Origin of the sequence: Kitasatospora sp. SC0581 (assembly GCF_048159585.1) — a bacterium.
GTDB lineage: Bacteria > Actinomycetota > Actinomycetes > Streptomycetales > Streptomycetaceae > Kitasatospora.
Map to the genome: position 1 here is coordinate 344955 of NZ_JBLRWA010000003.1, position 21066 is coordinate 366020.

General features: G+C 73.8%; 20 protein-coding genes. 7 read left to right on the top strand and 13 right to left on the bottom strand.

Translation table 11 applies throughout. From position 1 onward, the window contains the following. Positions 1-584 precede the first annotated feature (584 nt). Positions 585-1358 carry an ECF subfamily RNA polymerase sigma factor, BldN family gene (locus ACLWS4_RS07845; protein ID WP_049660260.1) on the top strand — a complete coding sequence of 258 codons (774 nt, stop codon included), beginning with the start codon at positions 585-587 and terminating at the stop codon, positions 1356-1358. Between the two features lie 280 nt (positions 1359-1638). Beyond that, on the top strand, positions 1639-2934 hold the full coding sequence (locus ACLWS4_RS07850) for a DUF5667 domain-containing protein (RefSeq protein WP_074004022.1): 1296 nt from the start codon (positions 1639-1641) through the stop codon (positions 2932-2934). Positions 2935-3037: 103 nt separating this feature from the next. On the opposite strand, the gene ACLWS4_RS07855 is transcribed toward ACLWS4_RS07850, so the two are convergent. The 5 genes from ACLWS4_RS07855 to ACLWS4_RS07875 form a co-directional block, all read right to left on the bottom strand. Beyond that, on the bottom strand, positions 3038-4045 hold the full coding sequence (locus ACLWS4_RS07855) for a lysophospholipid acyltransferase family protein (RefSeq protein ID WP_416873634.1): 1008 nt from the start codon (positions 4043-4045) through the stop codon (positions 3038-3040). Between the two features lie 7 nt (positions 4046-4052). Next, positions 4053-5174 (bottom strand): NAD-dependent epimerase/dehydratase family protein, encoded by a 1122-nt coding sequence (locus tag ACLWS4_RS07860; protein ID WP_049652195.1) that lies wholly within the window; start codon positions 5172-5174, stop codon positions 4053-4055. A 152-nt stretch (positions 5175-5326) separates the two neighbouring features. Beyond that, positions 5327-5425, bottom strand: a complete 99-nt coding sequence (locus tag ACLWS4_RS07865; protein ID WP_003948845.1) for a 30S ribosomal protein bS22 — start codon at positions 5423-5425, stop codon at positions 5327-5329. A gap of 189 nt (positions 5426-5614) precedes the next feature. Continuing rightward, positions 5615-5824 (bottom strand): helix-turn-helix domain-containing protein, encoded by a 210-nt coding sequence (locus tag ACLWS4_RS07870; protein ID WP_045699258.1) that lies wholly within the window; start codon positions 5822-5824, stop codon positions 5615-5617. Positions 5825-6049: 225 nt separating this feature from the next. Beyond that, entirely contained in the window at positions 6050-7246 is a 1197-nt protein-coding gene (locus tag ACLWS4_RS07875) for an acetoin utilization protein AcuC (RefSeq protein WP_049652196.1), read from the bottom strand. Between the two features lie 238 nt (positions 7247-7484). On the opposite strand from ACLWS4_RS07875, the gene ACLWS4_RS07880 reads away from it, so the two are divergent. Together ACLWS4_RS07880 and ACLWS4_RS07885 are read left to right on the top strand one after the other, a co-directional pair. Further along, positions 7485-7949, top strand: a complete 465-nt coding sequence (locus ACLWS4_RS07880; RefSeq protein ID WP_049652197.1) for a DUF11 domain-containing protein — start codon at positions 7485-7487, stop codon at positions 7947-7949. Between the two features lie 124 nt (positions 7950-8073). Further along, positions 8074-8607 carry a hypothetical protein gene (locus ACLWS4_RS07885; protein WP_107418826.1) on the top strand — a complete coding sequence of 178 codons (534 nt, stop codon included), beginning with the start codon at positions 8074-8076 and terminating at the stop codon, positions 8605-8607. Positions 8608-8660: 53 nt separating this feature from the next. Here ACLWS4_RS07885 and ACLWS4_RS07890 read toward each other — a convergent pair whose 3' ends face one another. Together ACLWS4_RS07890 and proC are read right to left on the bottom strand one after the other, a co-directional pair. Beyond that, positions 8661-9836, bottom strand: coding sequence for an MFS transporter (locus tag ACLWS4_RS07890; protein ID WP_416873755.1), 1176 nt, complete (start codon positions 9834-9836; stop codon positions 8661-8663). 175 nt (positions 9837-10011) lie between these two features. Further along, on the bottom strand, positions 10012-10839 hold the full coding sequence (proC, locus tag ACLWS4_RS07895; protein WP_049652199.1) for a pyrroline-5-carboxylate reductase: 828 nt from the start codon (positions 10837-10839) through the stop codon (positions 10012-10014). 78 nt (positions 10840-10917) lie between these two features. On the opposite strand from proC, the gene ACLWS4_RS07900 reads away from it, so the two are divergent. From ACLWS4_RS07900 to ACLWS4_RS07910, 3 genes are all read left to right on the top strand, one after another. Continuing rightward, positions 10918-11061 carry a hypothetical protein gene (locus ACLWS4_RS07900; RefSeq protein WP_416873635.1) on the top strand — a complete coding sequence of 48 codons (144 nt, stop codon included), beginning with the start codon at positions 10918-10920 and terminating at the stop codon, positions 11059-11061. Positions 11062-11121: 60 nt separating this feature from the next. After that, positions 11122-11571, top strand: coding sequence for a hypothetical protein (locus ACLWS4_RS07905; RefSeq protein WP_416873636.1), 450 nt, complete (start codon positions 11122-11124; stop codon positions 11569-11571). Positions 11572-11695: 124 nt separating this feature from the next. Then, positions 11696-12925 (top strand): hypothetical protein, encoded by a 1230-nt coding sequence (locus tag ACLWS4_RS07910; protein WP_416873637.1) that lies wholly within the window; start codon positions 11696-11698, stop codon positions 12923-12925. 6 nt (positions 12926-12931) lie between these two features. On the opposite strand, the gene ACLWS4_RS07915 is transcribed toward ACLWS4_RS07910, so the two are convergent. The 6 genes from ACLWS4_RS07915 to ACLWS4_RS07940 form a co-directional block, all read right to left on the bottom strand. Next, a complete protein-coding gene (locus ACLWS4_RS07915) occupies positions 12932-13462 on the bottom strand; it encodes a hypothetical protein (protein WP_117491793.1) in 531 nt (176 codons plus the stop codon). A 149-nt stretch (positions 13463-13611) separates the two neighbouring features. Beyond that, positions 13612-15456: a dihydroxy-acid dehydratase gene (gene ilvD, locus ACLWS4_RS07920; protein ID WP_074004027.1), complete on the bottom strand. Its 1845-nt coding sequence runs from the start codon at positions 15454-15456 to the stop codon at positions 13612-13614. A gap of 224 nt (positions 15457-15680) precedes the next feature. Further along, the gene (locus tag ACLWS4_RS07925) at positions 15681-16451 is read right to left on the bottom strand and encodes a class I SAM-dependent methyltransferase (protein ID WP_117488324.1); all 771 of its coding nucleotides are present in this window, start codon (positions 16449-16451) and stop codon (positions 15681-15683) included. A 46-nt stretch (positions 16452-16497) separates the two neighbouring features. After that, positions 16498-17325: a sugar phosphate isomerase/epimerase family protein gene (locus ACLWS4_RS07930; protein ID WP_079272395.1), complete on the bottom strand. Its 828-nt coding sequence runs from the start codon at positions 17323-17325 to the stop codon at positions 16498-16500. A gap of 602 nt (positions 17326-17927) precedes the next feature. After that, positions 17928-18890, bottom strand: coding sequence for a Ppx/GppA phosphatase family protein (locus ACLWS4_RS07935; protein ID WP_049652204.1), 963 nt, complete (start codon positions 18888-18890; stop codon positions 17928-17930). 130 nt (positions 18891-19020) lie between these two features. Beyond that, positions 19021-20331 (bottom strand): SUKH-4 family immunity protein, encoded by a 1311-nt coding sequence (locus ACLWS4_RS07940; RefSeq protein ID WP_416873638.1) that lies wholly within the window; start codon positions 20329-20331, stop codon positions 19021-19023. Positions 20332-21066 lie beyond the last annotated feature (735 nt).

Sequence of the window (21066 nt, forward strand, 5' to 3'; positions counted from 1 at the left end):
GGGCCGTTCGGAGGCCGCCCGGTCGGGCTCGCCCCGGCGGGTGAGCGGTCGTCAACAAGGCCTCTGACCTGGCCCCTCTTACGGGCGAACTCCCCGCCGTCACAGGGCAGTCCGCGTCACCTGCTCGAACCTGTCGCCCGGTGACCGGTTCTGATCGTTCGCCAGGCCGGGAAAGTCAGGGGTTGCCGAGCCCCAAGGCTGGGAAACCGCCCCCCAGGCCGCCAAATTGGTCACCCTGAGCGCCCGTTCGATCACGTTAAGCCGGATGAACGATGACAGCTCCGGTCAATGTCAGCCGAACATGCGCAACAAATGGATCCCAAACGACCACTTCGACCACACGGTGTAGCTGTCATTGCACAAAGCGTTATTCTCTCCTGGATGCACGTCACCACGCGTCCCGCTCGAACGGACGCTTCGGGGAGTGCTCTCCGCGCAGGCGGAGGTGATCCGTCCACAGTTCTGCCTCTGGGAGTCCCGTGTACCCACCCGTCCGGAACGACGCGCCTGCACCCTCCCGCCCGTCGTCCGCGCCCCTGCGTCCCCGCACCGGCCTCCGCGACCGGCCGACCGCCGAGCGGCAGATCTCCACGGGCCTGACCCTGTTGCGCACCCTGCTCCGCAGCCAGTTCGCCGCCACGCCCCAACTCGCGCTCGCCGGCGGACCGTTCGTCCAGCCGCAGCCGCAGCCGCCCGGCCTGGCACTGCGCACCACCGCCGCCGGCTCGACCGGCACCGGCTCGCGCGGCCGCACCGGCAGCGCCGGCCGGGGCCGCGCCCGGACCGCGCCCAGCCCCGGCTACGAGACCGAGCACAACCCGGTCATGGAGCTGGTCGAACGGGCCCAGGCCGGCGAGAGCGAGGCCTTCGGCCGGCTCTACGACCACTACGCGGACACCGTCTACCGCTACATCTACTACCGGGTCGGCAGCCGGGCCACCGCCGAGGACCTCACCAGCGAGACCTTCCTGCGCGCCCTGCGCCGGATCGGCACCTTCACCTGGCAGGGCCGGGACTTCGGCGCCTGGCTGGTCACCATCGCCCGCAACCTGGTCGCCGACCACTTCAAGTCCAGCCGCTTCCGGCTGGAGGTCACCACCGGCGAGATGCTCGACTCCAACGAGTGCGAGCGCAGCCCCGAGGAGTCGGTGCTGGAGTCGCTCTCCAACGCCGCCCTGCTGGACGCGGTGCGCCGGCTCAACCCGCAGCAGCAGGAGTGCGTCACCCTGCGCTTCCTGCAGGGGCTGTCGGTGGCCGAGACGGCCCGGATCATGGGCAAGAACGAGGGCGCCATCAAGACCCTCCAGTACCGCGCCGTCCGCACCCTGGCCCGGCTGCTCCCGCCCGACGCGCGATGAACCGCGCCGAGGACGGCACCGGCTCCGTGCGGTCCGGCACCGTACGGTCCGGCCGGCCGTCATCGTTCGCGCCCGGCCGACACGTCAGGGTGAACGGTAGGTCCGATGATCTGCCGTGCGTAACCGACCGCCCGCACCGCTCGTTGGCCAACGTGCAAGCCCCCACCAGGCGTACGGTCAAGTCGAATTGCGGCCTATCACCCGATGGAGTGGCTTTGGCCAGCCGGGGCAACCGTCCGGCGGGCCGGGCTGTCGACAACGACGAAGGGAGGTGTGGCCCGTGACGGCAAACGTGCTTGAGCACCGGCGGGCGAAGGCCTTCGCCGAGGCGCTGGAGGCCCACCAGGCGGAGCAACGCGCTGCGGCCAACGCCGAATCGGACAACACCGCTGCCACCGGCGCGGGTTCGGCCGCGATGGCCGGGCTGGTCGGACTGGCCGACGCACTGGGGGCACTGCCCGGGCCGGTGCTGGACCGGGAGGTCCATACGGTCCAACGCGCCCAGCTGATGGCCGCGTTCGAGCAGGCCTTCGCCGGCGGGACGGGCACCCCGGTGCCCCGCCAGCGCCGCCACCGGGCGATCCGGACGGCGCCGCGCGGCCGCTGGAGCCGCCGGTTCGCGATCGGCGGGCTGGTCGCCGGGCTCGCCGTCGGCAGCCTGGCCGGCGTCGCCGCGGCCAGCTCCAACGCCCTCCCCGGGGACAGCCTGTACGGCCTCAAACGCGGCTTGGAAGGTCTCCGGCTCGACTTCGCGGGCTCCGACTCCGAACGCGGCGAGATGCTGCTCGACAACGCGGCCACCCGGCTCGGCGAGGCCAAGACCCTGGTCGGCCGCACCGACCAGGCCGGCGCGCTCAGCCCGGCCACCGTCGAACAGGTCCGCCGCGCCCTGGACGACATGCACGCCGACGCCCTCAAGGGCCGCGAGCTGCTGCGCTCGGTCTACCGCAGCAACGGCTCGCTCGACCCGATGCGGGCCCTCGCGGGCTTCGCCCACGACGAGGACGGCCGGTGGAGCGAGCTGCAGGGCCGGCTGCCCGTCCAGCTCACCCAGCAGGCCGACCTGGTGAACCGGCTCTTCGACGACATAAGCGAGGACGTCGCGCCCCTGCGCCTGGTCCTGCCCCCCGCTCAGAGCGGTGGCGCGGCCGGCGACGGAGCGGGCGACGGTTCGTCCCACTCGACCGGTGGTTCCCCGGCCGGCTCCCCGGCGGCCGGCTCCGGCACCTCGGCCGGCACCGACCAGGCCCCGGGCTCCGGCGCCGCCGGCAACCGCCCCGGCGCCACCGAGCACGCCCCGGCCTACCCCGGCGCCGGTGCCTCCGGCAACGGCGGCAAGGGCGGCGTCCTGCCGGACACCCTGCCCAGCAGCGCCCCGGACGCCGTCAACGGCCTGGTCGGCGGTCTCACCAGCGGGCTCACCGGCACCAAGCCCTCGCCGAGCGCCGACGCGGCCCCGGCGCAGGGACCGCAGCAGGCCTCGCCCAGCGCCCCGAACGCGGCCCAGCCGCAGGGCGTCGAGGTTCCCCCGCTGCTTCCGGACCTGCTGCCCGGGCTGCGCATCCTGGGCGGCTGACAGCAGGGCGGTGGGGGCCCGGCGGAGTGCGATATCCGCCGGGCCCTCGCCGTCCCCCGGGAACCCCGGGAACCCCGGGAACCCCGGGAACCCTCGGGTTCTCCTAGAAGAACACCGAACGCCGCTGCACCAGCAGCTCGTAGAGGGTGTGCTGGATGGTCTCGCGCACCTCGTCGGCCAGGTCGAAGACCAGCATCGGGTCGTCCGCCGCCTCCACCGGGTAGGTGTCGGTGGCGATCGGCTCGCCGAAGCGGATCGTCCACTTGGTCGGCAGCGGCAGCGCCCCGAGCGGGCCCAGCCACGGGAAGGTCGGGGTGATCGGCACGTACGGCAGGCCCAGCAGCCGGGCCAGCGTCTTCACGTTGCCGATCATCGGGTAGGTCTCCTCCGCCCCGACGATCGAGCAGGGCACGATCGGCACCCGCGCCCGCAGCGCCGAGGAGACGAAGCCGCCGCGGCCGAACCGCTGGAGCTTGTAGCGCTCGGAGAACGGCTTCCCGATGCCCTTGAAGCCCTCCGGCCAGACCCCGACCAGTTCGCCGCGCTCCAGCAGGGCCTGGGCGTCCTCGTTGCAGGCCAGGGTGTGGCCGGCCTTGCGGGCCAGCTCGTTGACGCCGGGCAGCACGAAGACCAGGTCCGCGGCGAGCATCCGCAGGTGCCGCCGGGCGGGGTGGTGGTCGTGGACGGCCACCTGGGTCATCAGGGCGTCGAGCGGGATCGTCCCGGAGTGGTTGGCGACGATCAGCGCGCCGCCCTCGGCCGGGATGTGCTCCGCGCCCTGGACGTCGATCCGGAAGTACTTCTCGGCCAGCGGGCGCAGCAGCGAGAGCAGCACCTCCTCGGTGAGCTCCCGGTCGAAGCCGAACTCGTCCACCTCGTAGTCGCCGGTCACCCGGCGGCGCAGGAAGGCCAGCCGCTCGGCGGCGCGGCTCTCCCAGCCCTTGCCGAACAGCCGGGTGGCGACCGGGCCGAGCGGGCCGGCCAGCGCCCCGCCGACGGCCTCGGCGAGCCGGTCGGCCGGATTCGGCCCCTCGGGCGACGTCCAGCTGGGGGCCGTCTCGATCGGGATGACCTTGGCCTCGCCCGGCGCGTTCTCGGCTGCGGCACTCATCGCGGGTTCAGCTCCTCGGTCGGCGGGGGCGGTTCGGTACGGCGTCCGGACCGGCGCCCGGCCCGGCGGGCCCGGCGGCTTCCGGGCCGAGCAGGGCGGTCAGCCGGTCGGTGACGGCGGCCAGCCGCTCGGGCGGCAGCAGGCCCGGCCCTCCGGCGGCGGCGAAGTCGGCGAAGGCCTCCGGAGTACTGAACGCCGGACGGTAGCCGAAGGTGTCGCGCAGCCGCGCGGTGTCCACCACCCGGCCGTGGGTGAGCAGCCGCAGCTGCTCGGGCGAGACGTCCACCAGCCGGGTCTGCCGGGCCAGCACCGCCATCCAGCTGACCGCGGGCAGCAGCAGCGGCAGGGTGGGCCGGCCGAGCCGGCGGGCGCACTGGGAGAGCAGCAGGACGCCCTCCCCCGCCACGTTGAAGGTCCCGGTGTTGACGGTGCCCGGCTCGGGCTCGTCGGCGGCCCGGCAGAGCACCGCGACGGCGTCGTCCTCGTGCACGAACTGCAGCCGCGGGTCGTAGCCGAGCACGGTCGGCAGCACGGGCAGCGCGAAGTACTCGCTGAGCGGCGTGTCCGCGTTCGGGCCGACGATGTTGGCGAAGCGCAGCACCGTCACCGCGACGTCCGGGCGGCGCCGGGCGAAGCCGCGGACGTAGCCCTCGACCTCCGCCGCGTCCTTGGCGAAGCCGCCGCCGGGCGGGTCCTTGGGCTGCATCCGCTCGCTGAACACCGCCGGGTCGCGGGGCGCGGAGCCGTAGACGCCGGTGGTGGACTTCACCACCAGCCGGCGCACCCCGGGGGCCTTCTGGCAGGCGCCGAGCAGCTGCATGGTGCCGATCACGTTGGACTCCTTCACCGCGGAGCGGTTGGTGGAGCCCAGGCCGGTGGCGCTGACACTGAGGTGCACCACGGTGTCCACCCGGTGCTCGGCGAGCACCCGGGAGAGCGCCGGACGGCGCAGGTCGAGCTGGTGGAAGCGGTACGGGGCGGCCGGGCCGGACGGCTCCTCGGGCGGCAGCCGGGGCGGCTGCACGTCCACGCCGACCACCAGGTCGACGCCCGGCCGGCGGCGGACCTCGGCGGCGAAGCGGGCACCGAGCCGGCGCGCCACGCCGGTGACGAGCACGACCACGCCCACGGTGCTGCACCCCCGTTCCCTCGGCCCGAGCGGCCTGCGTGCACCGTACCGCGCCGCCCCACGGGGCCGTGAAACGACACCGCCCGCCCAGGCCACGACGGGCCTGGACGGGCGGTGGAAGCGCTGGGCGCGCTAGGCGCGGCCGGGGCCGCTTACTTCTTGTTACGACGCTGAACGCGAGTCCGCTTCAGAAGCTTGCGGTGCTTCTTCTTGGCCATACGCTTGCGACGCTTCTTGATGACAGAGCCCACGGAACAACCCTCGCTCACTGAGACTCTCGCCCGTGAGAGACGGAGTCCATACGACTGACGTGAGGGCCTAGCCTACCGTCGATGGTGCGAAGGCCGTAATCGTGTTCCCCGGGACCGGGAAACTCGCGGGAAATCCACGGCGAACGGGGGCGGGTCCAACGGTCGTGGACCCGCACCCGCGCGCCGCCGCTACGCGCTCTCGAGCCGCACGTAGGACTCCTTGAGGTACTCGTGCACCGCCTGCTGGGGCACCCGGAAGGACCGTCCGACCCGGATGGCCGGCAGCTCTCCGCTGTGCACCAGCCGGTACACCGTCATCTTGGACACCCGCATGACCGCGGCGACCTCCGCCACGGTCAGGAAGACGACTTCCTGAAGGGGGCGCTCGACGGAACTCATGACCATCACCCGACCCTTACCCGTGTGCAAGGCACCGGCTTCCCCTCCGGTGACTCCACCGGCACACGTGTATCCCCAGAGTAGTTATGGGTGGTACCAGTGGGAAGAGGGGAAGTGCAGTCCTCGTACGGTGGGAGATAGGACGGTTGCAGTACGTCGCCGCTCTGCGGATGGCACCGCCCGGCGTACGCACCTCCCGGGCTGGGCACTTCCGGGACGGCGGGTTCAGGCCAGCAGTCCGTGGTGGGGGAACACCGCGCGGCGGGTGGCGAGGATGGCCTGATCGAGTCGGTCGGCCGGATCGTAACCCGAGTCGAAGTCGCGCCAGGCCGGGCGGGCGCCGTCGGTCATCCGCAGCGGGGCCGGGCGGCGGGTGCGGCGGTAGACCTCGGCGCGCCAGGACTCGGGGGTCTCGGTGGCCGGGTCGACGGGCCGGGCGGCGGCGGTGGCGACCAGGTGGGTCCAGGTGCGCGGGACGACGTCCACCACCGCGTAGCCGCCCCCGCCGGTGGCCACCCAGCGGCCGCCGGCGTGCTGGTGGGCGAGGTCGTGCAGCGCCTCGGCGATCAGCCGCTGGGCGTCCACGGTGACGGCGAGGTGGGCGAGCGGGTCCTCCAGGTGGGTGTCGGCGCCGTGCTGGGTGACCAGGACCTGCGGCCGGAAGGCGTCGAGCAGTTCGGGCACCAGGGCGTGGAAGGCGCGCAGCCAGCCCGCGTCGCCGGTGCCCGCGGGCAGCGGCAGGTTGGCGGCGGAGCCGGGGGCGTCCTCGCCGCCGGTCTCGATCGACCAGCCGCTCTGCGGGAAGAGCGTGGCGGGGTGCTCGTGCAGCGAGACGGTGAGCACCCGGGGGTCGTTCCAGAAGGCCGCCTGGACGCCGTCGCCGTGGTGGACGTCCACGTCGACGTAGGCGACCCGCTCGGCGCCGAGTTCGAGCAGCCGGGCGATGGCCAGCGCCGGGTCGTTGTAGACGCAGAAGCCGGAGGCCTTGCCGGGCATCGCGTGGTGCAGTCCGCCGGCGAAGTTGACGGCGTGCGGGGTCTCGCCGCGCCAGACCGCCTCGGCGGCGGCCACCGACTGGCCGGCGATCAGCGCGGAGGCCGAGTGGATCGCCGGGAAGGACCAGTTGTCGTCGGTGCCGAGTCCGTGCAGCGGGTCGGAGCGGTCGGGGTGGGCGGCGGCGTTCCGGACCGCCTCGACGTACTCCCGGGTGTGCACCAGCCGGAGGGTGGAGTCGCCGGCGGGCGGCGCGGAGCGGACGGTCACCCCGGGGCCGGTGTCCAGTCCGAGGGCCTCGACCAGACGCATGGTGAGGGCCAGCCGGGTCGGGTCCATCGGGTGGCCGGGGCCGAAGTCGTAGGCGGTGACGGCCTCGTCCCAGAAGAGGTGCAGGCCGCAGGGGGTGTCACGCTCGGCTTCGGGCATGGCCTCCACCGTAGCGGGTGGCGGTGGCCGGGCCGCCGTCAGGGCGCGCCGGGGCGGCGCTCGTGGGGACGGCCGGGCGGCAGGTGCGCGATGAAACTACGGAAGTTGTGGGGCGACTGTGGAGGCGGGTGTTGAGGCGGTGCAGACAAAAGCTTTGCGACTCCATATCCTCTCCGCCATGAAGCCATTCAGCGTGCAACGCCTTGGGGTAATTCTCGCTGCAATACTGGGTTTTGGCGTGTTCTTTGCCGCCCAGCCGGCCTCCGCCGCGGTCAGCGGCACCACCTTCGCGGTCGACAAGTCGACGGCGAAGGCGGGAGACCAGCTGACCCTGACGCTGTCGCTCACCAACAGTGAGAACAGTCCCATCTACTTCGCCTACGAGGCCGTCCAGCCGACCTGGCCGGCCAACACGCAGGCCGGAGCGTTCACCATCACCGGCTGCACCGGTGACACCTCCGACTGTGCGTTCACCGGGAACAGCGCCAACTTCCACTTCAACGCGCCGATCGCACCCGGCGCGACGAAGAGCGTCACGCTCACCGTCAAGATCACCGACACCCCGGCGTGGGGCACCGCCCCGTACACGCTGAACTGGGCGCCGTACGTCTACTACGAGTTCGGCCAGGTGGGCACCACCGGTACCGCCAAGGACCAGACCTGGACCTTCGGGGTGCCCTCGCTCCAGACCGTGATCAGCTGACCCCCGTCCCGTCGAACGCCCCCGCCGTCACCCGGCGGCGGGGGCAAGGGCTTTCCGGCAACGGTTGAAGATGGCGTGAAGGAGCCGCAGACGCGGCCTTCACAACTCCCTATTCTCATCCGCCATGAAGCCATTCAGCATGCAACGCGTCGGGGTAATTCTCGCCACGGTACTGGGACTTGGCCTGATCTTCGCCGCCCAGCCGGCCTCCGCCACCACCCGCGACGACGGCGTGATCACCGGCGTCTCGGCCTCCGTCGACAAGAAGACGGCGGCACCGGGCGATGAACTGACCCTGACCCTCTCCCTCACCAACACCGAATCCGCCCCCATCACCTTCGCGTACGAGTGGATCGGACCGAGCTTCCCCTCCAACCAGCTGACCGGCGCGTTCACCTTCACCGGCTGCGGCGGGGACCAGGTGGACTGCGTGTTCGGCGGCAACTCCGTCAACTTCCATCCCACGGTGCCGATCGCGCCGGGCGCCACCCGCACCGTCACGGCCACCGTCAAGATCACCTCCACGCCGCCCTGGACCGGGTCGTACACACTGAACTGGGCCCCGTACGTCTACGCCGAGTACGGCTACCCGGTCGTCAAGACCAGGAGCGGCCCCTTCCTCGACGGCATGCCCGGCCTGCAGACCGTGATCAGCTGACCCCCACCCCGCCGACCGCCCCCGCCGTCACCCGGCGGCGGGGGCCGGGAGCGTCACCCGGCGGCGGGGGCCACCGCCTGCGCCTGCGCCGGCGCCGGGGCGAAGCGGTCGGCCAGCGGCAGGACGGCGAGCACCAGCAGCATCGGGGCGAGCAGCGCCCAGCGGTACGAGCTCGCGTCCGCGATCGCCCCGACCAGCGGCGAACCGACCAGGAAGCCCACGTAGTTGAAGAGGTTGAGCCGGGCCACCGCGGCGTCCGAGTCGGCCGGGAAGAGCCGGCCGCCGGCCGCGAACACCTGCGGGATGATCGCGCAGATGCCGAAGCCCAGCACGGTGAAGCCGGCGATGCCCGCCCAGGCGGCGGGCGCGACCGCGGCGAGGCCGAAGCCGAGCGCCGCCAGCGCGGCACCGACGCGGACCACCGGGACGGCGCCGAAGCGCTGCACCGCGCGGTCGCCCAGGGCCCGGCCGAGCAGCATCGCGACCATGTAGCCCAGGTAGGAGAGCTTGGCGAGGTCCTCCCGGCTGCCCAGCCCGTCGGTGAGGTACTTGACGCTGTAGTTGGAGACCGAGGAGTCCGCGATGTACGCGAAGGCCATCGCCAGGCAGAGCGGCAGCAGCGGACGCCAGGGGATGGACCGGGCGGCGGCCTCGGCGGCCTCCCGGACGGCGTCGCCGAGTTCGGCCGGACCGGCGAAGAAGGCGCCGGCCAGCAGGGCGAGCGGGGCGATCACCGCCGCGGCCGTGCCGAACAGCAGCGGCAGCCCGAGGTCGTAGTGCGAGCCGAGGCCCGCGAGGGCCGCGCCGAGGATGCCGCCGAGGCTGAACGCGGCATGGAAACCGATCATGATCGAGCGGCCGTAGCGGTGCTGGAGCCCCACCCCGAGCATGTTCATACTGGCGTCCAGCGCACCCACCAGCAGCCCGAACGCGCCCAGTGCCAGGGCGAGTTGCCACAGTGCCCCGCCCAGTCCGGCGGCCGCCAGGCTCAGGCAGACGGCGGGCTGGACCACCCGCAGCACGACCCGCGCGCCGGTGCGCTTCACCAGCTGCTCGGAGGCGATCGACCCGACCCCGGCCAGCACCGGCACCGCGGCCAGGAAGACCGGCAGCAGCCCGTCGCTCAGCCCGTACCGGTGCTGGATCTCCGGGATGCAGGTGACCAGCAGGGCGAAGGTGACGCCCTGGAGCAGGAAGGCGGCGGCGAGCGCGGCCCGCCCGGTGCGCAGACCGGGCGCCACCGGGGGCGGCGACGCGGCGGGCGGAACGGGCGGGACCACGGGCGGGGCGGCACTCAAGCGGACCTCCAGGCGGACTCCACACGAACCGCGCTACCGGCCGGTAGGACGATGTTGGCGAGAGCGTAGGGGGTGCGCCGCGATTACGGGAGGGGTCGCGCAGCGGTCATTTCCCGCCCGAGGCCAGCTCCCGGGAGCGGTCCCGGGCCGCCTCCAGGGCGCCGAGCAGGGCGGCCCGCACCCCGTGGTTCTCCAGCTCGCGGATCGCCGCGATGGTCGTGCCGGCCGGGGAGGTGACCGCCTCGCGCAGCTTCACCGGGTGCTCGCCGGAGTCCCGCAGCATCACTGAGGCGCCGATCGCGGACTGCACGATCAGGTCGTGCGCCACCTGCCGGGGCAGCCCGAGCAGGATGCCGGCGTCGGTCATCGCCTCCACCAGGAAGTAGAAGTAGGCCGGCCCGGAGCCGGACAGCGCGGTGGCCGCGTCCTGCTGGGACTCGGGCAGCCGCAGCGCCTTGCCGACCGAGCTGAAGATCTCCTCGGCCCGCGCCAGGTGCTCCTCGCCCGCGTGCGAGCCCGCCGAGATGACGCTCATCCCCTCGTCCACCAGGACCGGGGTGTTGGGCATCACCCGGACCACCGGGGTGCCCGCCGCGAGCCGCTCCTCGAACCAGGCGGTGGGAACGCCGGCCGCGGCCGAGATCACCAGCCGGTCCGCGCCGACGTGCGGGGCCAGCTCCTCCAGCAGGGCGCCCATGTCCTGCGGCTTGACCGCGAGGATCAGGGTGTCGGCGAGCTTGGCGGCCTCGGCGTTGGAGACGGCCACCACGCCGTAGCGGTCGGCGAGTTCGGCCGCCCGCTCGGGACGGCGGGCGGTCACCAGGACGTCGGCCGGGTCCTTGCCGGCCCGCAGCAGACCGGAGAGCAGGGCCTCGCCGATCTTGCCGGTGCCCAGGAAGGCGATCTTCTGTCCGTGTGCTCCGCTGCTGCCCATGGTCCGCTCCCGCTCCTTGCCTCGGTACTGCCGCCATCCTCGCACCGCCCGGCGGCCCGCGCCGGGACCGTCCGCTCCGTGGTCGCGGCCCGCGCGGGGACCATCGGCTCCGTGGTCGCGGCCCGCCCGGGGACCGTCCGCTCCGTGGTCGCGGCCCGCGCGGGGACCGTCGGCTCCGTGGTCGCCGCCCACCCGGCCGCCTGGCGGAGGACAGGCCCCTAGGGAGAAATCTCGGGGGTTTCCCCTATGGCCTCCCGGCTCCCACGGGCGCACCGTGGAGCCATGGCACACGACGAAATGTCCCGACGTGAGAACCGGCAACTCGCCGTCGCCTCGGCGACCGTGGGCCCGTGGCGGACCGCCGCGGGGGTCGGTGCGGTGGTGGGGGCGACGGCCCTGGGGATCGATGCGATCACCGGGGACTGGTCGCTGAGCATGCTGGCCTCACCGGCCGGCTGGGGCCTGTTCTTCTTCTTCCTGGTCGGCACCGTCGGCGGCCGGCTGCGGCGCGACACCACCGACCGGAGGCTGCGCCGCTGGGCGAACGAGCACCCCTGGCAGTCGGCGCTCCCGGCCGTCGGCGGGCTGCTGGTCCTGAACACGCTGGCCCAGCTGTTCCTCGGCGACGAGGGCCTGTTCGGCGCCTTCTTCATCTCGCTGCTGCCGGCCGGCCTGCTGCTGGCGATCGCCGGGGTGGTCGGCTCGGTCAAGCAGGCCCGCGGCAAGGACTGAGCGGGCGCCCGCACCGGCGCGCTTCCGGACGAACGGCACCGGTCCCGCGGACGACGCACAGGTGTTCACCACACGGTGTGCCCCCGATCGAGGGATCGTCAGACCCCGTCGGCATACTGGCGCGATGCCGATCGCCGAAGAACCGGAACCGCGCCCCGCCGGGGGCGACGAGCCGAACGGGTCCGACCCGTCCGGGGCGGGCCGGAAGGACCCGTTCGCCGACCTCGTCCTGGACGAGGAGTTCGTCCGCAGCGCCACCGTCAAGGAGCAGAGCGGGCGCACCCGCATGCTGTCCGCCCGCTGGAAGCACACCCCGCCGGTCGATCCGGGCGGCCGCCGCTCGGTCAACGACGGCCCCCCGGCGCGCGGGCGCCGCTTCCGCCGCAAGCCCGTCCGCCCGGCGCGGGCGGTCGACGCGTGGGGCGACCCGCGTCCGCGCCGCCGCCTGGAGTGGCGCACGCCGCTCTACGTCCTGCTGACCGTCGCCGTGCTGCTCGTGGCACTGAACATCGACGGGCTGAAGCTCTGGTACTCCACCCACTTCGGCTACGCCTCCGACCACCCGGTCTCCGCGAGCCCGGCGGCGGAGCGCGACGGACGGCAGCCGACCCCCGACCACCCGTGGGCCGGCTCCCCCGCCGAGGACTGGGCCGCCGGAACGGACGGGATCGAACTGCCGAAGACCCCCCGGGCCACCGGCGCGTTCGGTGCCGACGAGGTGGCCGCCCGGCTGCAGTCGGTGCGGGCCTACCTGGCGGCGGCCCACCTGGACCCGAAGGTGGTGTCCGGCGGCCGCCCGGACGCCGCGCTGGCGATGCTCGACGGCCGCACCCGGGAGGCCGCGGCCGCGTCGCTGGACCACCCCTCGGCGACCAGTGACCCCACCGCCTGGTTCACCCGCTTCGACCCGCGGGAGGCCGTCCCGGTCACCGACGTGGTCAAGGTGCGGGGCCGGATCGACGTCACGGCCGACGGGGAGAACGGCGTCCTGATGCGGGCCGACGTCAGCTACGTGTACGCGCTGCGCCCCGGCCCGAAGACGGCCGACCAGGCGGCCTCGGCGAACGGCTCCGCGGACCTCGCGGAGACGGTCCGGACCATCGTCCGGCAGGTGGACACCTTCCACTTCTACGACCCGGCCAAGTACCAGGTCGATCCGGGGAAGCTCGCGATCGACGAGACCGTGGAGAGCTTCGGCAACAGCACCTGCGGCCGCTACGACGGCTTCCTGCACCCGGAGTTCGACCGGTCCACCCGGCCCGGCCCGGTACCGACCGGGCCGACCACGGACCCGTACGACCGGGACCGGGTGCCGCCGGGCACCGGGAACTGCGGCTCCGCCAGCCGGACCTGACCGACGTCAGCGCTTGCGCCTGGCCCGGCCCGGCGCCTTGGTGTCGGGCCGGCGGCCGCGGCCCGCCTGGCGCTTCTCGTACTGGGCGACGGCCCGCTCGTGGGCGGCCCGCCGGACCGCCTCGCCGGGAGCCTCGACCAGGCTGCGGACGAAGTAGGCGGCCAGGCTGCCGGCCCCGCCGATCAGCCATACCGCGCCGAGCGACTTGTCCTCGGCCATCCAGCCGGTCAGCTGGTCCCGGCCCTCGGTGAGCACCTTCCAGGTGCGCCGTACGGCCATCATCGAGCAGACCGCGATGGCGGCGGTCAGCAGCCCGTTGAGGAAGGTGCCGTCCTCGGAGAGCGCGATGCCCTCGATGCCGAAGCGCAGCACCAGCACGGCGGCGGCGGTCGCGGCCAGGGCACCGACCGAGACACCGACCCGGCGCGGCCAGTAGCCGTTGTCCCGGTTGAGCCAGGACGTGCCGAAGAAGCGGATCGGCTCCGGCTCGGGGGCGCCGGCGGGAGTGGGGGCGGGGGTGGGGGGCTGCTCGCTCACGCCGTCGATTATCACCCGAGCGCCGCACACGGCGGAGGAGCCGTCCCGGCCGGTGGGACGGCTCCTCCTCGTTCGGTGCGGGCCCGGTGTTCCGGTGCCGTACGGGCCCGGCGTTCCGGTTCCCTGCGGGCCCGGTGTTCGCCTCGGGCTCAGCCGAGCTTGGACACGTCGCGGACGGCGCCCTTGTCGGCGGAGGTGGCCATCGCGGCGTAGGCCCGCAGGGCCTGGCTGACCTGACGCTCGCGGTTCTTCGGCCGGTAGCCGCCCGTGGCCTCCAGGACGCGGCGGCGCTCGGCCAGCACCTCGTCCGGGACCTCCAGGGAGATCCGGCGGCCGGGGATGTCGATGGCGATGGTGTCGCCGTCCTCGACCAGCGCGATGGTGCCGCCGGAGGCCGCCTCCGGGGAGGCGTGGCCGATGGACAGGCCCGAGGTACCGCCGGAGAAGCGGCCGTCGGTGACCAGCGCGCAGGCCTTGCCCAGGCCCCGGCCCTTCAGGAAGGAGGTCGGGTAGAGCATCTCCTGCATGCCCGGGCCGCCCCTGGGGCCCTCGTAGCGGATGACGACGACGTCGCCCTCCTTGACCCGCTTGGCGAGGATCGCCTCGACCGCGTCCTCCTGGGACTCGACCACGACGGCCGGGCCGCTGAAGGTCCAGATCGACTCGTCCACGCCGGCGGTCTTCACGATGCAGCCGTCCTCGGCGAGGTTGCCGTACAGCACGGCCAGGCCGCCCTCGACCGAGTAGGCGTGCTCGGCGCCGCGGATGCAGCCCTTGGCCGAGTCGGTGTCCAGCGACTCCCAGCGCTCGGACTGCGAGAAGGCCTCGGCGGAGCGGACGCAGCCGGGGGCGGCGTGCCACAGCTCGACGGCCTCGGCGGACGGCGAACCGCCGCGCACGTCCCAGGTCTTGAGCCACTCGGCGAGCGAGTCGGCGTGCACGGTGTGGACGTCCTCGTTGAGCAGCCCGGCCCGGTACAGCTCGCCGAGGATGGCCGGGATGCCGCCGGCCCGGTGCACGTCCTCCATGTAGTACGAGCCGTTCGGCGCGACCTTGGACAGGCAGGGCACCTTGCGGGAGATCGCGTCGATGGCCCGCATGTCGAAGTCCAGCTCGGCCTCCTGGGCGGCGGCGAGCAGGTGCAGGATGGTGTTGGTCGAGCCGCCCATGGCGATGTCCAGGGCCATGGCGTTCTCGAAGGCGGCGCGGGTGGCGATCGCCCGGGGCAGCACCGAGGCGTCGTCACCGCCGTAGTAGCGGTTCGCGATCTCGACGACGTTCTGCCCGGCCCGCTCGTACAGGGCCCGGCGGGCGGTGTGGGTGGCGAGCACCGAGCCGTTGCCCGGCAGCGAGAGGCCGATCGCCTCGGTCAGGCAGTTCATCGAGTTGGCGGTGAACATGCCGGAGCACGAGCCGCAGGTGGGACAGGCGTTCTCCTCGATGATCGCGATGTCCTCGTCGGAGACGTTCTCGTTGACCGCCTGGGAGATCGCGTCGACCAGGTCGAGCTTGCGCACGGTGCCGTCGACCAGGGTGGCCTTGCCGGCCTCCATCGGGCCGCCGGAGACGAAGACGGTCGGGATGTTCAGGCGCAGCGCGGCCATCAGCATGCCCGGGGTGATCTTGTCGCAGTTGGAGATGCAGATCAGGGCGTCGGCGCAGTGCGCGTTGACCATGTACTCGACCGAGTCGGCGATCAGGTCGCGCGAGGGCAGCGAGTAGAGCATGCCGCCGTGGCCCATCGCGATGCCGTCGTCCACGGCGATGGTGTTGAACTCGCGCGGGATGCCGCCCGCCTGCTTGATCGCCTCGGAGACGATCCGGCCGACCGGCTGGAGGTGGGTGTGCCCGGGGACGAACTCGGTGAAGGAGTTGGCCACCGCGATGATCGGCTTGCCGAAGTCCTCGCGGGCTACGCCGGCCGCCCGGAGAAGCGCCCGGGCGCCTGCCATGTTGCGACCGTGGGTGACCGTACGGGACCTCAGCTCGGGCACTGTGCTCCACTCCTTCGGGGCTCTCGCGGGCACCCCGCTGCTGGGAGGGTTCGGGGGCCGCTGTGGGTACCGAGCCTACGCCCGCCGTCCGGCCGGCGGACGGTCCGTCCGCGATGCGGGCAGGCGGAGGCGCTGGCGGACGGGCAGTGATTCGGGCGGGCGGGCAGCAACGCGAGCGGACGGCGGTGCGGGCAGGCGGCGGACGGCGGTGCGGGCTCCGGGCGTCAGCCGGGCTTGACGGCCACGGTGAGGTCCAGGCTGAACGGCTCGACCACGACGCCGTCCGGGAACGCGGCGACCATGGCCTCCCGTTCGGCCGCCAGCACCGGCGCGCGCTCCTCGGGGCTGAGCGAGGCCAGGTAGGAGCGGGAGGTGAGGTCGGTGAGCACGTGCTCGACGGTGACCCGCCGCTCCCAGCGCAGTGCCGTCCGTTCGACCGCGAGGCCGGCCGGGGCGAAGTGCCCGACGTGGCCGCTGATCCCGCCGTAGCCGTGGAAGCGGCCGGGGAGGGCGGCGGCCATCCGCTCGCTCCTGGCCCGGATCCACGGCACGGTCTCGTCGTACACGTTCCACCAGGCGGCGACGGCGCCCCCGGGCCGCAGCACCCGGACCGCCTCGGGGACGGACTTCTCGGGGTACGTCCAGTGGAAGGCCTGGGCGTAGGCGACCAGGTCGACGGACCCGTCGTGGAAGGGCAGGTCGTCGCCGGTGCCCCGGACCAGCGGCAGGCCCGGCGAGGAGGCCAGGAACCGGGCGGCCATCCCGGGGCTGGGCTCGACGGCGACGACCTCCGCACCGCGCGCGGCCAGCAGCCGGGTGGCGATGCCCGTCCCGGCGCCGACGTCCAGGACCCGGGCACCGGCGAGGCCGCGGCCCCAGAGCCGCTCCAGCGCCTCGAACAGCTCGTCGGGATAGCCGGGGCGGCCCTGCTCGTACTCGGCGGCGACCCCGCCGAAGCTCGCGGCGGCCTCGCGATAGTTCCGACTCTCCGTCATGCGTCCCCCTTCGTACGGCAGTTGACGCCCGGGCGGACCGGACGGCTCAGCGTACGCGCGAGGGGGTGGCCAGGTGCAAGCGGGTAAAAGCGAGGGCCTCGGCCAGGTCGGCCTCGCGTTCGGCGGGGGAGGCCGAGCGGCGGGTGTTGACCTCCAGCACCACGTGGCCGTCGAAGCCGGTCCGGGCGAGGTGCTCCAGCAGCTCGGCGCAGGGCTGCTTGCCGCGGCCGGGGATCAGGTGCTCGTCCTTGCCGGAGCCGCTGCCGTCGGCCAGGTGGACGTGGGCGAGCCGGTCGCCCATCCGCTCGACCATGGCGAAGGTGTCGATCCGGGAGGTGGCCGCGTGCGAGAGGTCGATGGTGAAGTGCCGGTACTCCTCGTCGGTGACGTCCCAGCCGGGGGCGTACGCGAGCATCTCGCGGTCGCGGTAGCGCCACGGGTACATGTTCTCGACGGCGAAGCGGACGTCGGTCTCGCCCGCCATCCGGTGGATCCCCTCGACGAACTCCCGGGCGTACTGGCGCTGCCAGCGGAACGGCGGGTGGACGACCACGGCGCTCGCGCCGAGCTTCTCGGCCGCCGCCCGGGCCCGGACCAGCTTGGTCCACGGGTCGGTGCTCCACACCCGCTGGGTGATCAGCAGGCAGGGCGCGTGCACGGCCAGGATGGGCAGCCGGTGGGCGTCGGAGAGCCGGCGCAGGGCGTCGATGTCCTGGCTGACCGGGTCGTTCCAGACCATCACCTCGACCCCGTCGTAGCCGAGCTTGGCGGCCAGCTCGAAGGCGACGGCGGTGCTCGCCGGGTACACCGAGGCGGTGGACAGCGCCACCTTGGTGTCCGGGATGTGCAGGGCCGGGTGCCGGGGCAGCACCAGCCGGTCGGTGGTGCGCAGCAGCGGCGGGCGGGCGGCGTCCCGCTTGGCGGCCTTGACCGAGCGGACGGACTGGACGGCGGCCTTGGCGGCGCCGGCGGCCCGGGCGGTGCGGGTCTCCTTCGGGGCGGCCTTGGCGGCGGGCTGCTTCGCCTTCGGGGCGGGCTGCTTCGCGGTGGGCGTCTTCGCCGTCTTCGCCGTTCGCGCCGTCTTCGCCGTTCGCGCCGTCTTCGCCGCGCTGGTCTTCGCCGCGGCGGTCTTCGCGGTGCGCTGGGCGGCCTTGACCGCCTTCGAGGCCTGCTTGGCGGCCTGGGCGGCGGTGGCGCCCGTGACCGCCTTGCCGAGCCTGCGGCGCGGGCCGTCCGGCCGCGACTGCCCGCTCCCGGGAGTGCGGTCCTCCTGCGTTCCGTCCTCGCCCGCTGGTTGCACCACGGGAGACAGCGTAAGCGGAGCACGCGGCGAACGGGGCGGGATGACCGGCGCAGTGACCATCGGCACGTTGCCCCGGGGCGGTCGGTCGGCGGTCGGTCGGCGGTCGGTCGGGACGGGTCCGGACGACTGTCCGGGCGGCCGCCCGCGTGCGCGCCCCGGGGTGCGCGCCCGGCTTACGGGGTGAGCGCCGGGCGGCGGCGGTCGGCCGGGCTGTCCATGGTGTCCAGGCGGCGCAGGATGATGCCCTCGCGCAGCGCCCACGGGCAGACGTCCAGCTCCTCCAGCCCGAACAGGTCCATCGCGGCGTCGGCGACCAGCGCGCCGGCCAGCAGCTGCTTGGCCCGGCCCTCGGAGACGCCCGGGATCCGGGCGCGCTCGGCGACGGTCATCGCCGACAGCCGGGGCAGCCAGGCGGCCAGCCCGCTGCGGGTGAGCCGACGGTCGGTGTACGGACCGGCGTCGGCGGGGGCGGCGCCGGTCATCCGGGCCAGCTGCTTGAAGGTCTTGGAGGTGGCGACCGCGTGCCGGGCCGGGCCGAGCCGGGTGATCTCGCCGACCACGGTGGCGAGCTCGGCCCGGATGTGGCGTCTCAGCTCGCGCAGCCCCTCCGGGTCGGCGACGTCCCCCGGCAGCCAGCGGGCGGTCAGCCGGCCGGCGCCCAGCGGCAGCGAGCAGGCGACGTCCGGCTGCTCGTCCAGGCCGCAGGCGATCTCCAGCGAGCCGCCGCCGATGTCCAGGTTGAGCAGCCGGCCCGAGGACCAGCCGAACCAGCGGCGGACGGCCAGGAAGGTGAGCCGGGCCTCGTCCTGCCCGGAGAGCACGCGCAGCTCGACGCCGGTCTCGGCGGCCACCCGGCGCAGCACCTCCTCGCCGTTGGCGGCCTCGCGCACGGCGGAGGTCGCGAACGGGAGGATGTCGACGACGCCCTTGTCCTCGGCGACCCGCAGCGAGGACGCGACGTGGCCGACCAGCCGCTCGACCCCGGCCTCGCTTATCGCACCGTCCTCGTCCAGCAGCTCCGCCAGACGCAGCTCGGCCTTGTGCGAGTACGCGGGCAGCGGAGCAGCGCCCGGATGGGCGTCCACCACGAGGAAGTGGACCGTGTTGGAACCTACGTCGAGCACACCGAGTCGCATAACTCTCCACGCTACGCGATCCGGGCCCTGGTGAGAGGGGGTGCGACGGTATTCGCGCCGGTCCGGAACCGGTCCGCGGGCCGGTGGGCGGGCCGGTGGGCGGGCCGGTCTTCCGGCGGTCCGCCGTCCGTCAGAGGAGGCCGTCCCACAGCTGCTCGACGATGACGGCCCACCAGTTCTCCGGGTCGGCGAAGACCGTGCCGTCCACGGCCGCCAGCGCGCGCTGCAGGGCGTCCACCGCCCCGCCCGCGGCCACCGGGTCGAGCCCGCGCAGAGCCGGCCACCAGCCGGCGAACGCCTCCAGGCAGCGGACGAAGGCGCGCAGGTCCGCGTTGCAGTGGCGGGCGGTCGCGTAGTCCGGGTCCACCGCCCGGACGGCGCCGTCCACCGGGTCGAGGGCCAGCAGCGCCCAGCCGTCCGTCCCCAGCACCAGCTGCCCGGCGAGCGCCAGGCGCTCCCGCTCGGCCACCCGGGTGCCGCGGCCGAGTCCGGCCAGGTGCGCGGCGAGCGGGGGCAGGACGGTGCCCTGGCGGGTGCCGTCGGCGATCGCCTCCGCGCCCGGGTGGTGCAGCGCGAAGAACCCCGGCACGGCCACCGGGACGCCCACCGCCAGCAGCAGCGCGGCCGCGTCCCCGGGCAGTTCGGCGCGGGCGACGTCGGCCGGCTCGAAGCGCTGGACGCCCGCCGGGCCGAACCGCTCCGCGAGCCGGGCGGCGAGCACGGCGTCGGGCTCGCCGGATATGCCGGGACCGCCGGATGCGTCGCGCACCGCGCGGGGGAAGGGCACCCGGTTGCGGGCCGGACCGTCCGGCGGCGCGGGCAGCGCCCGTACGGCGGCGGCCCGGTGGTCGAAGCGCGGACCGTACGGAAGCTCGAAGTCGACCCGGACGTCCGGCAGTTCGGCGGCCAGCGCGTACGACCAGTAGCCGCCGGGCAGGGCGCTCGGCCGCAGGTCGGTCCGGACGGCCAGCACGTCCTCGGCGGCGACGCCCTGCTCGCGCAGCCACCACCAGCCGCGCAGCGCCGGGTGCGGCAGGCCCGCCGCGGACCGCAGGGCCAGCGACCGCTCCTCGCCGGTGCCGTCCCGGTAGGTCAGCTCGGCCCTGGCGCCCCGGCCGGTCGCCGGCGGGAGGGTCGGGTCGTAGCCGCCCGCGCCGACGAAGTCCCGGTACAGCCCCACCACTTCGTCCACCGGCACCGAGGGCCACACCGTGAACCGCCCGCTCTCCCGGTCCACCACGGCGCAGGCCGCCCCCACCTCCTCGGGCGCCCGCCGCTCCCCCGTCCGCGGGTCGACCACCACCCGGGCGGGCTCCGCCCACACCACCCAGCCGAGCTCGAACTCATGGGTGCACACCCGCCGCACCACCCCGGCCCCCTGCGGCAGATCCCCGTTGATCCACCGCTGCCCCGCCTCCACCGCCTGCACCCGCGAAATCATCCGGCCCTCCCCGACCCCGACCCTGCCCGACCCGCGACCCTACGCCCCCACCGACCCCCCGCCCCGCACAGGAAGTCGGCCCGGCCGACTTCTCACGCATCCCCCACGAGGTATGCGACGACCGGCCTGCACGCCCTTACTGGCCCACACCCCCTGCACGAAAAGTCGGCCCCGCCGACTTCTGGCGTAGCTCCCTCTGCCGCCGACCCCACCCCTCCGCGCACGAGAAGTCGATCAGCCCGACCTTCCATGCACCCCTGGGGGACGCCCCACACCTCCCCCGCGCACGAAAAGTCGACCCCGCCGACTTCCTATGCAGAACCCGGGCAAATACGACGGCCGGCCTACCTGGCCCCAGGTACACCCTGGCCCGGCCAGCCCGAAAGCGCACAGGAAGTCGGCCCAGCCGACTTCTCGCGCGAGTTGCTCCAACGCGGGCGAAGACCAGGCCACATAGCCTGCCGCCGCCCCCGCCCCTCCGCACACGAGAAGTCGATCAGCCCGACCTTCCATGCACCTCTGGGAGAAATATGCAGACCGGTCTACAGATCCTGCCGACCCGCACCCCACCCTGCGCACGAAAAGTCGGCCCAGCCGACTTCCTGTGCAGGACCTGGGAAAATATGACGGCCGGTCTACATAGTTATGGGCACAGCCAGGCCCAACCCGCTCGTAAGCGCGCAAGAAGTCGGCCGGGCCGACTTCTCATGCGAGCCCGTCCAATGCACGCGCGAG

Coding starts and splice junctions, on each gene's coding strand:
- ACLWS4_RS07870 (WP_045699258.1), bottom strand. CDS start 5,824: ATGAGTTCCGTCGAGCGCCCCCTTCAGGAAGTCGTCTTCCTGACCGTG.
- ACLWS4_RS07875 (WP_049652196.1), bottom strand. CDS start 7,246: ATGCCCGAAGCCGAGCGTGACACCCCCTGCGGCCTGCACCTCTTCTGG.
- ACLWS4_RS07885 (WP_107418826.1), top strand. CDS start 8,074: ATGAAGCCATTCAGCATGCAACGCGTCGGGGTAATTCTCGCCACGGTA.
- ACLWS4_RS07910 (WP_416873637.1), top strand. CDS start 11,696: ATGCCGATCGCCGAAGAACCGGAACCGCGCCCCGCCGGGGGCGACGAG.
- ACLWS4_RS07925 (WP_117488324.1), bottom strand. CDS start 16,451: ATGACGGAGAGTCGGAACTATCGCGAGGCCGCCGCGAGCTTCGGCGGG.
- ACLWS4_RS07940 (WP_416873638.1), bottom strand. CDS start 20,331: ATGATTTCGCGGGTGCAGGCGGTGGAGGCGGGGCAGCGGTGGATCAAC.
- ACLWS4_RS07905 (WP_416873636.1), top strand. CDS start 11,122: ATGGCACACGACGAAATGTCCCGACGTGAGAACCGGCAACTCGCCGTC.
- ACLWS4_RS07855 (WP_416873634.1), bottom strand. CDS start 4,045: ATGAGTGCCGCAGCCGAGAACGCGCCGGGCGAGGCCAAGGTCATCCCG.
- ACLWS4_RS07935 (WP_049652204.1), bottom strand. CDS start 18,890: ATGCGACTCGGTGTGCTCGACGTAGGTTCCAACACGGTCCACTTCCTC.
- proC (WP_049652199.1), bottom strand. CDS start 10,839: ATGGGCAGCAGCGGAGCACACGGACAGAAGATCGCCTTCCTGGGCACC.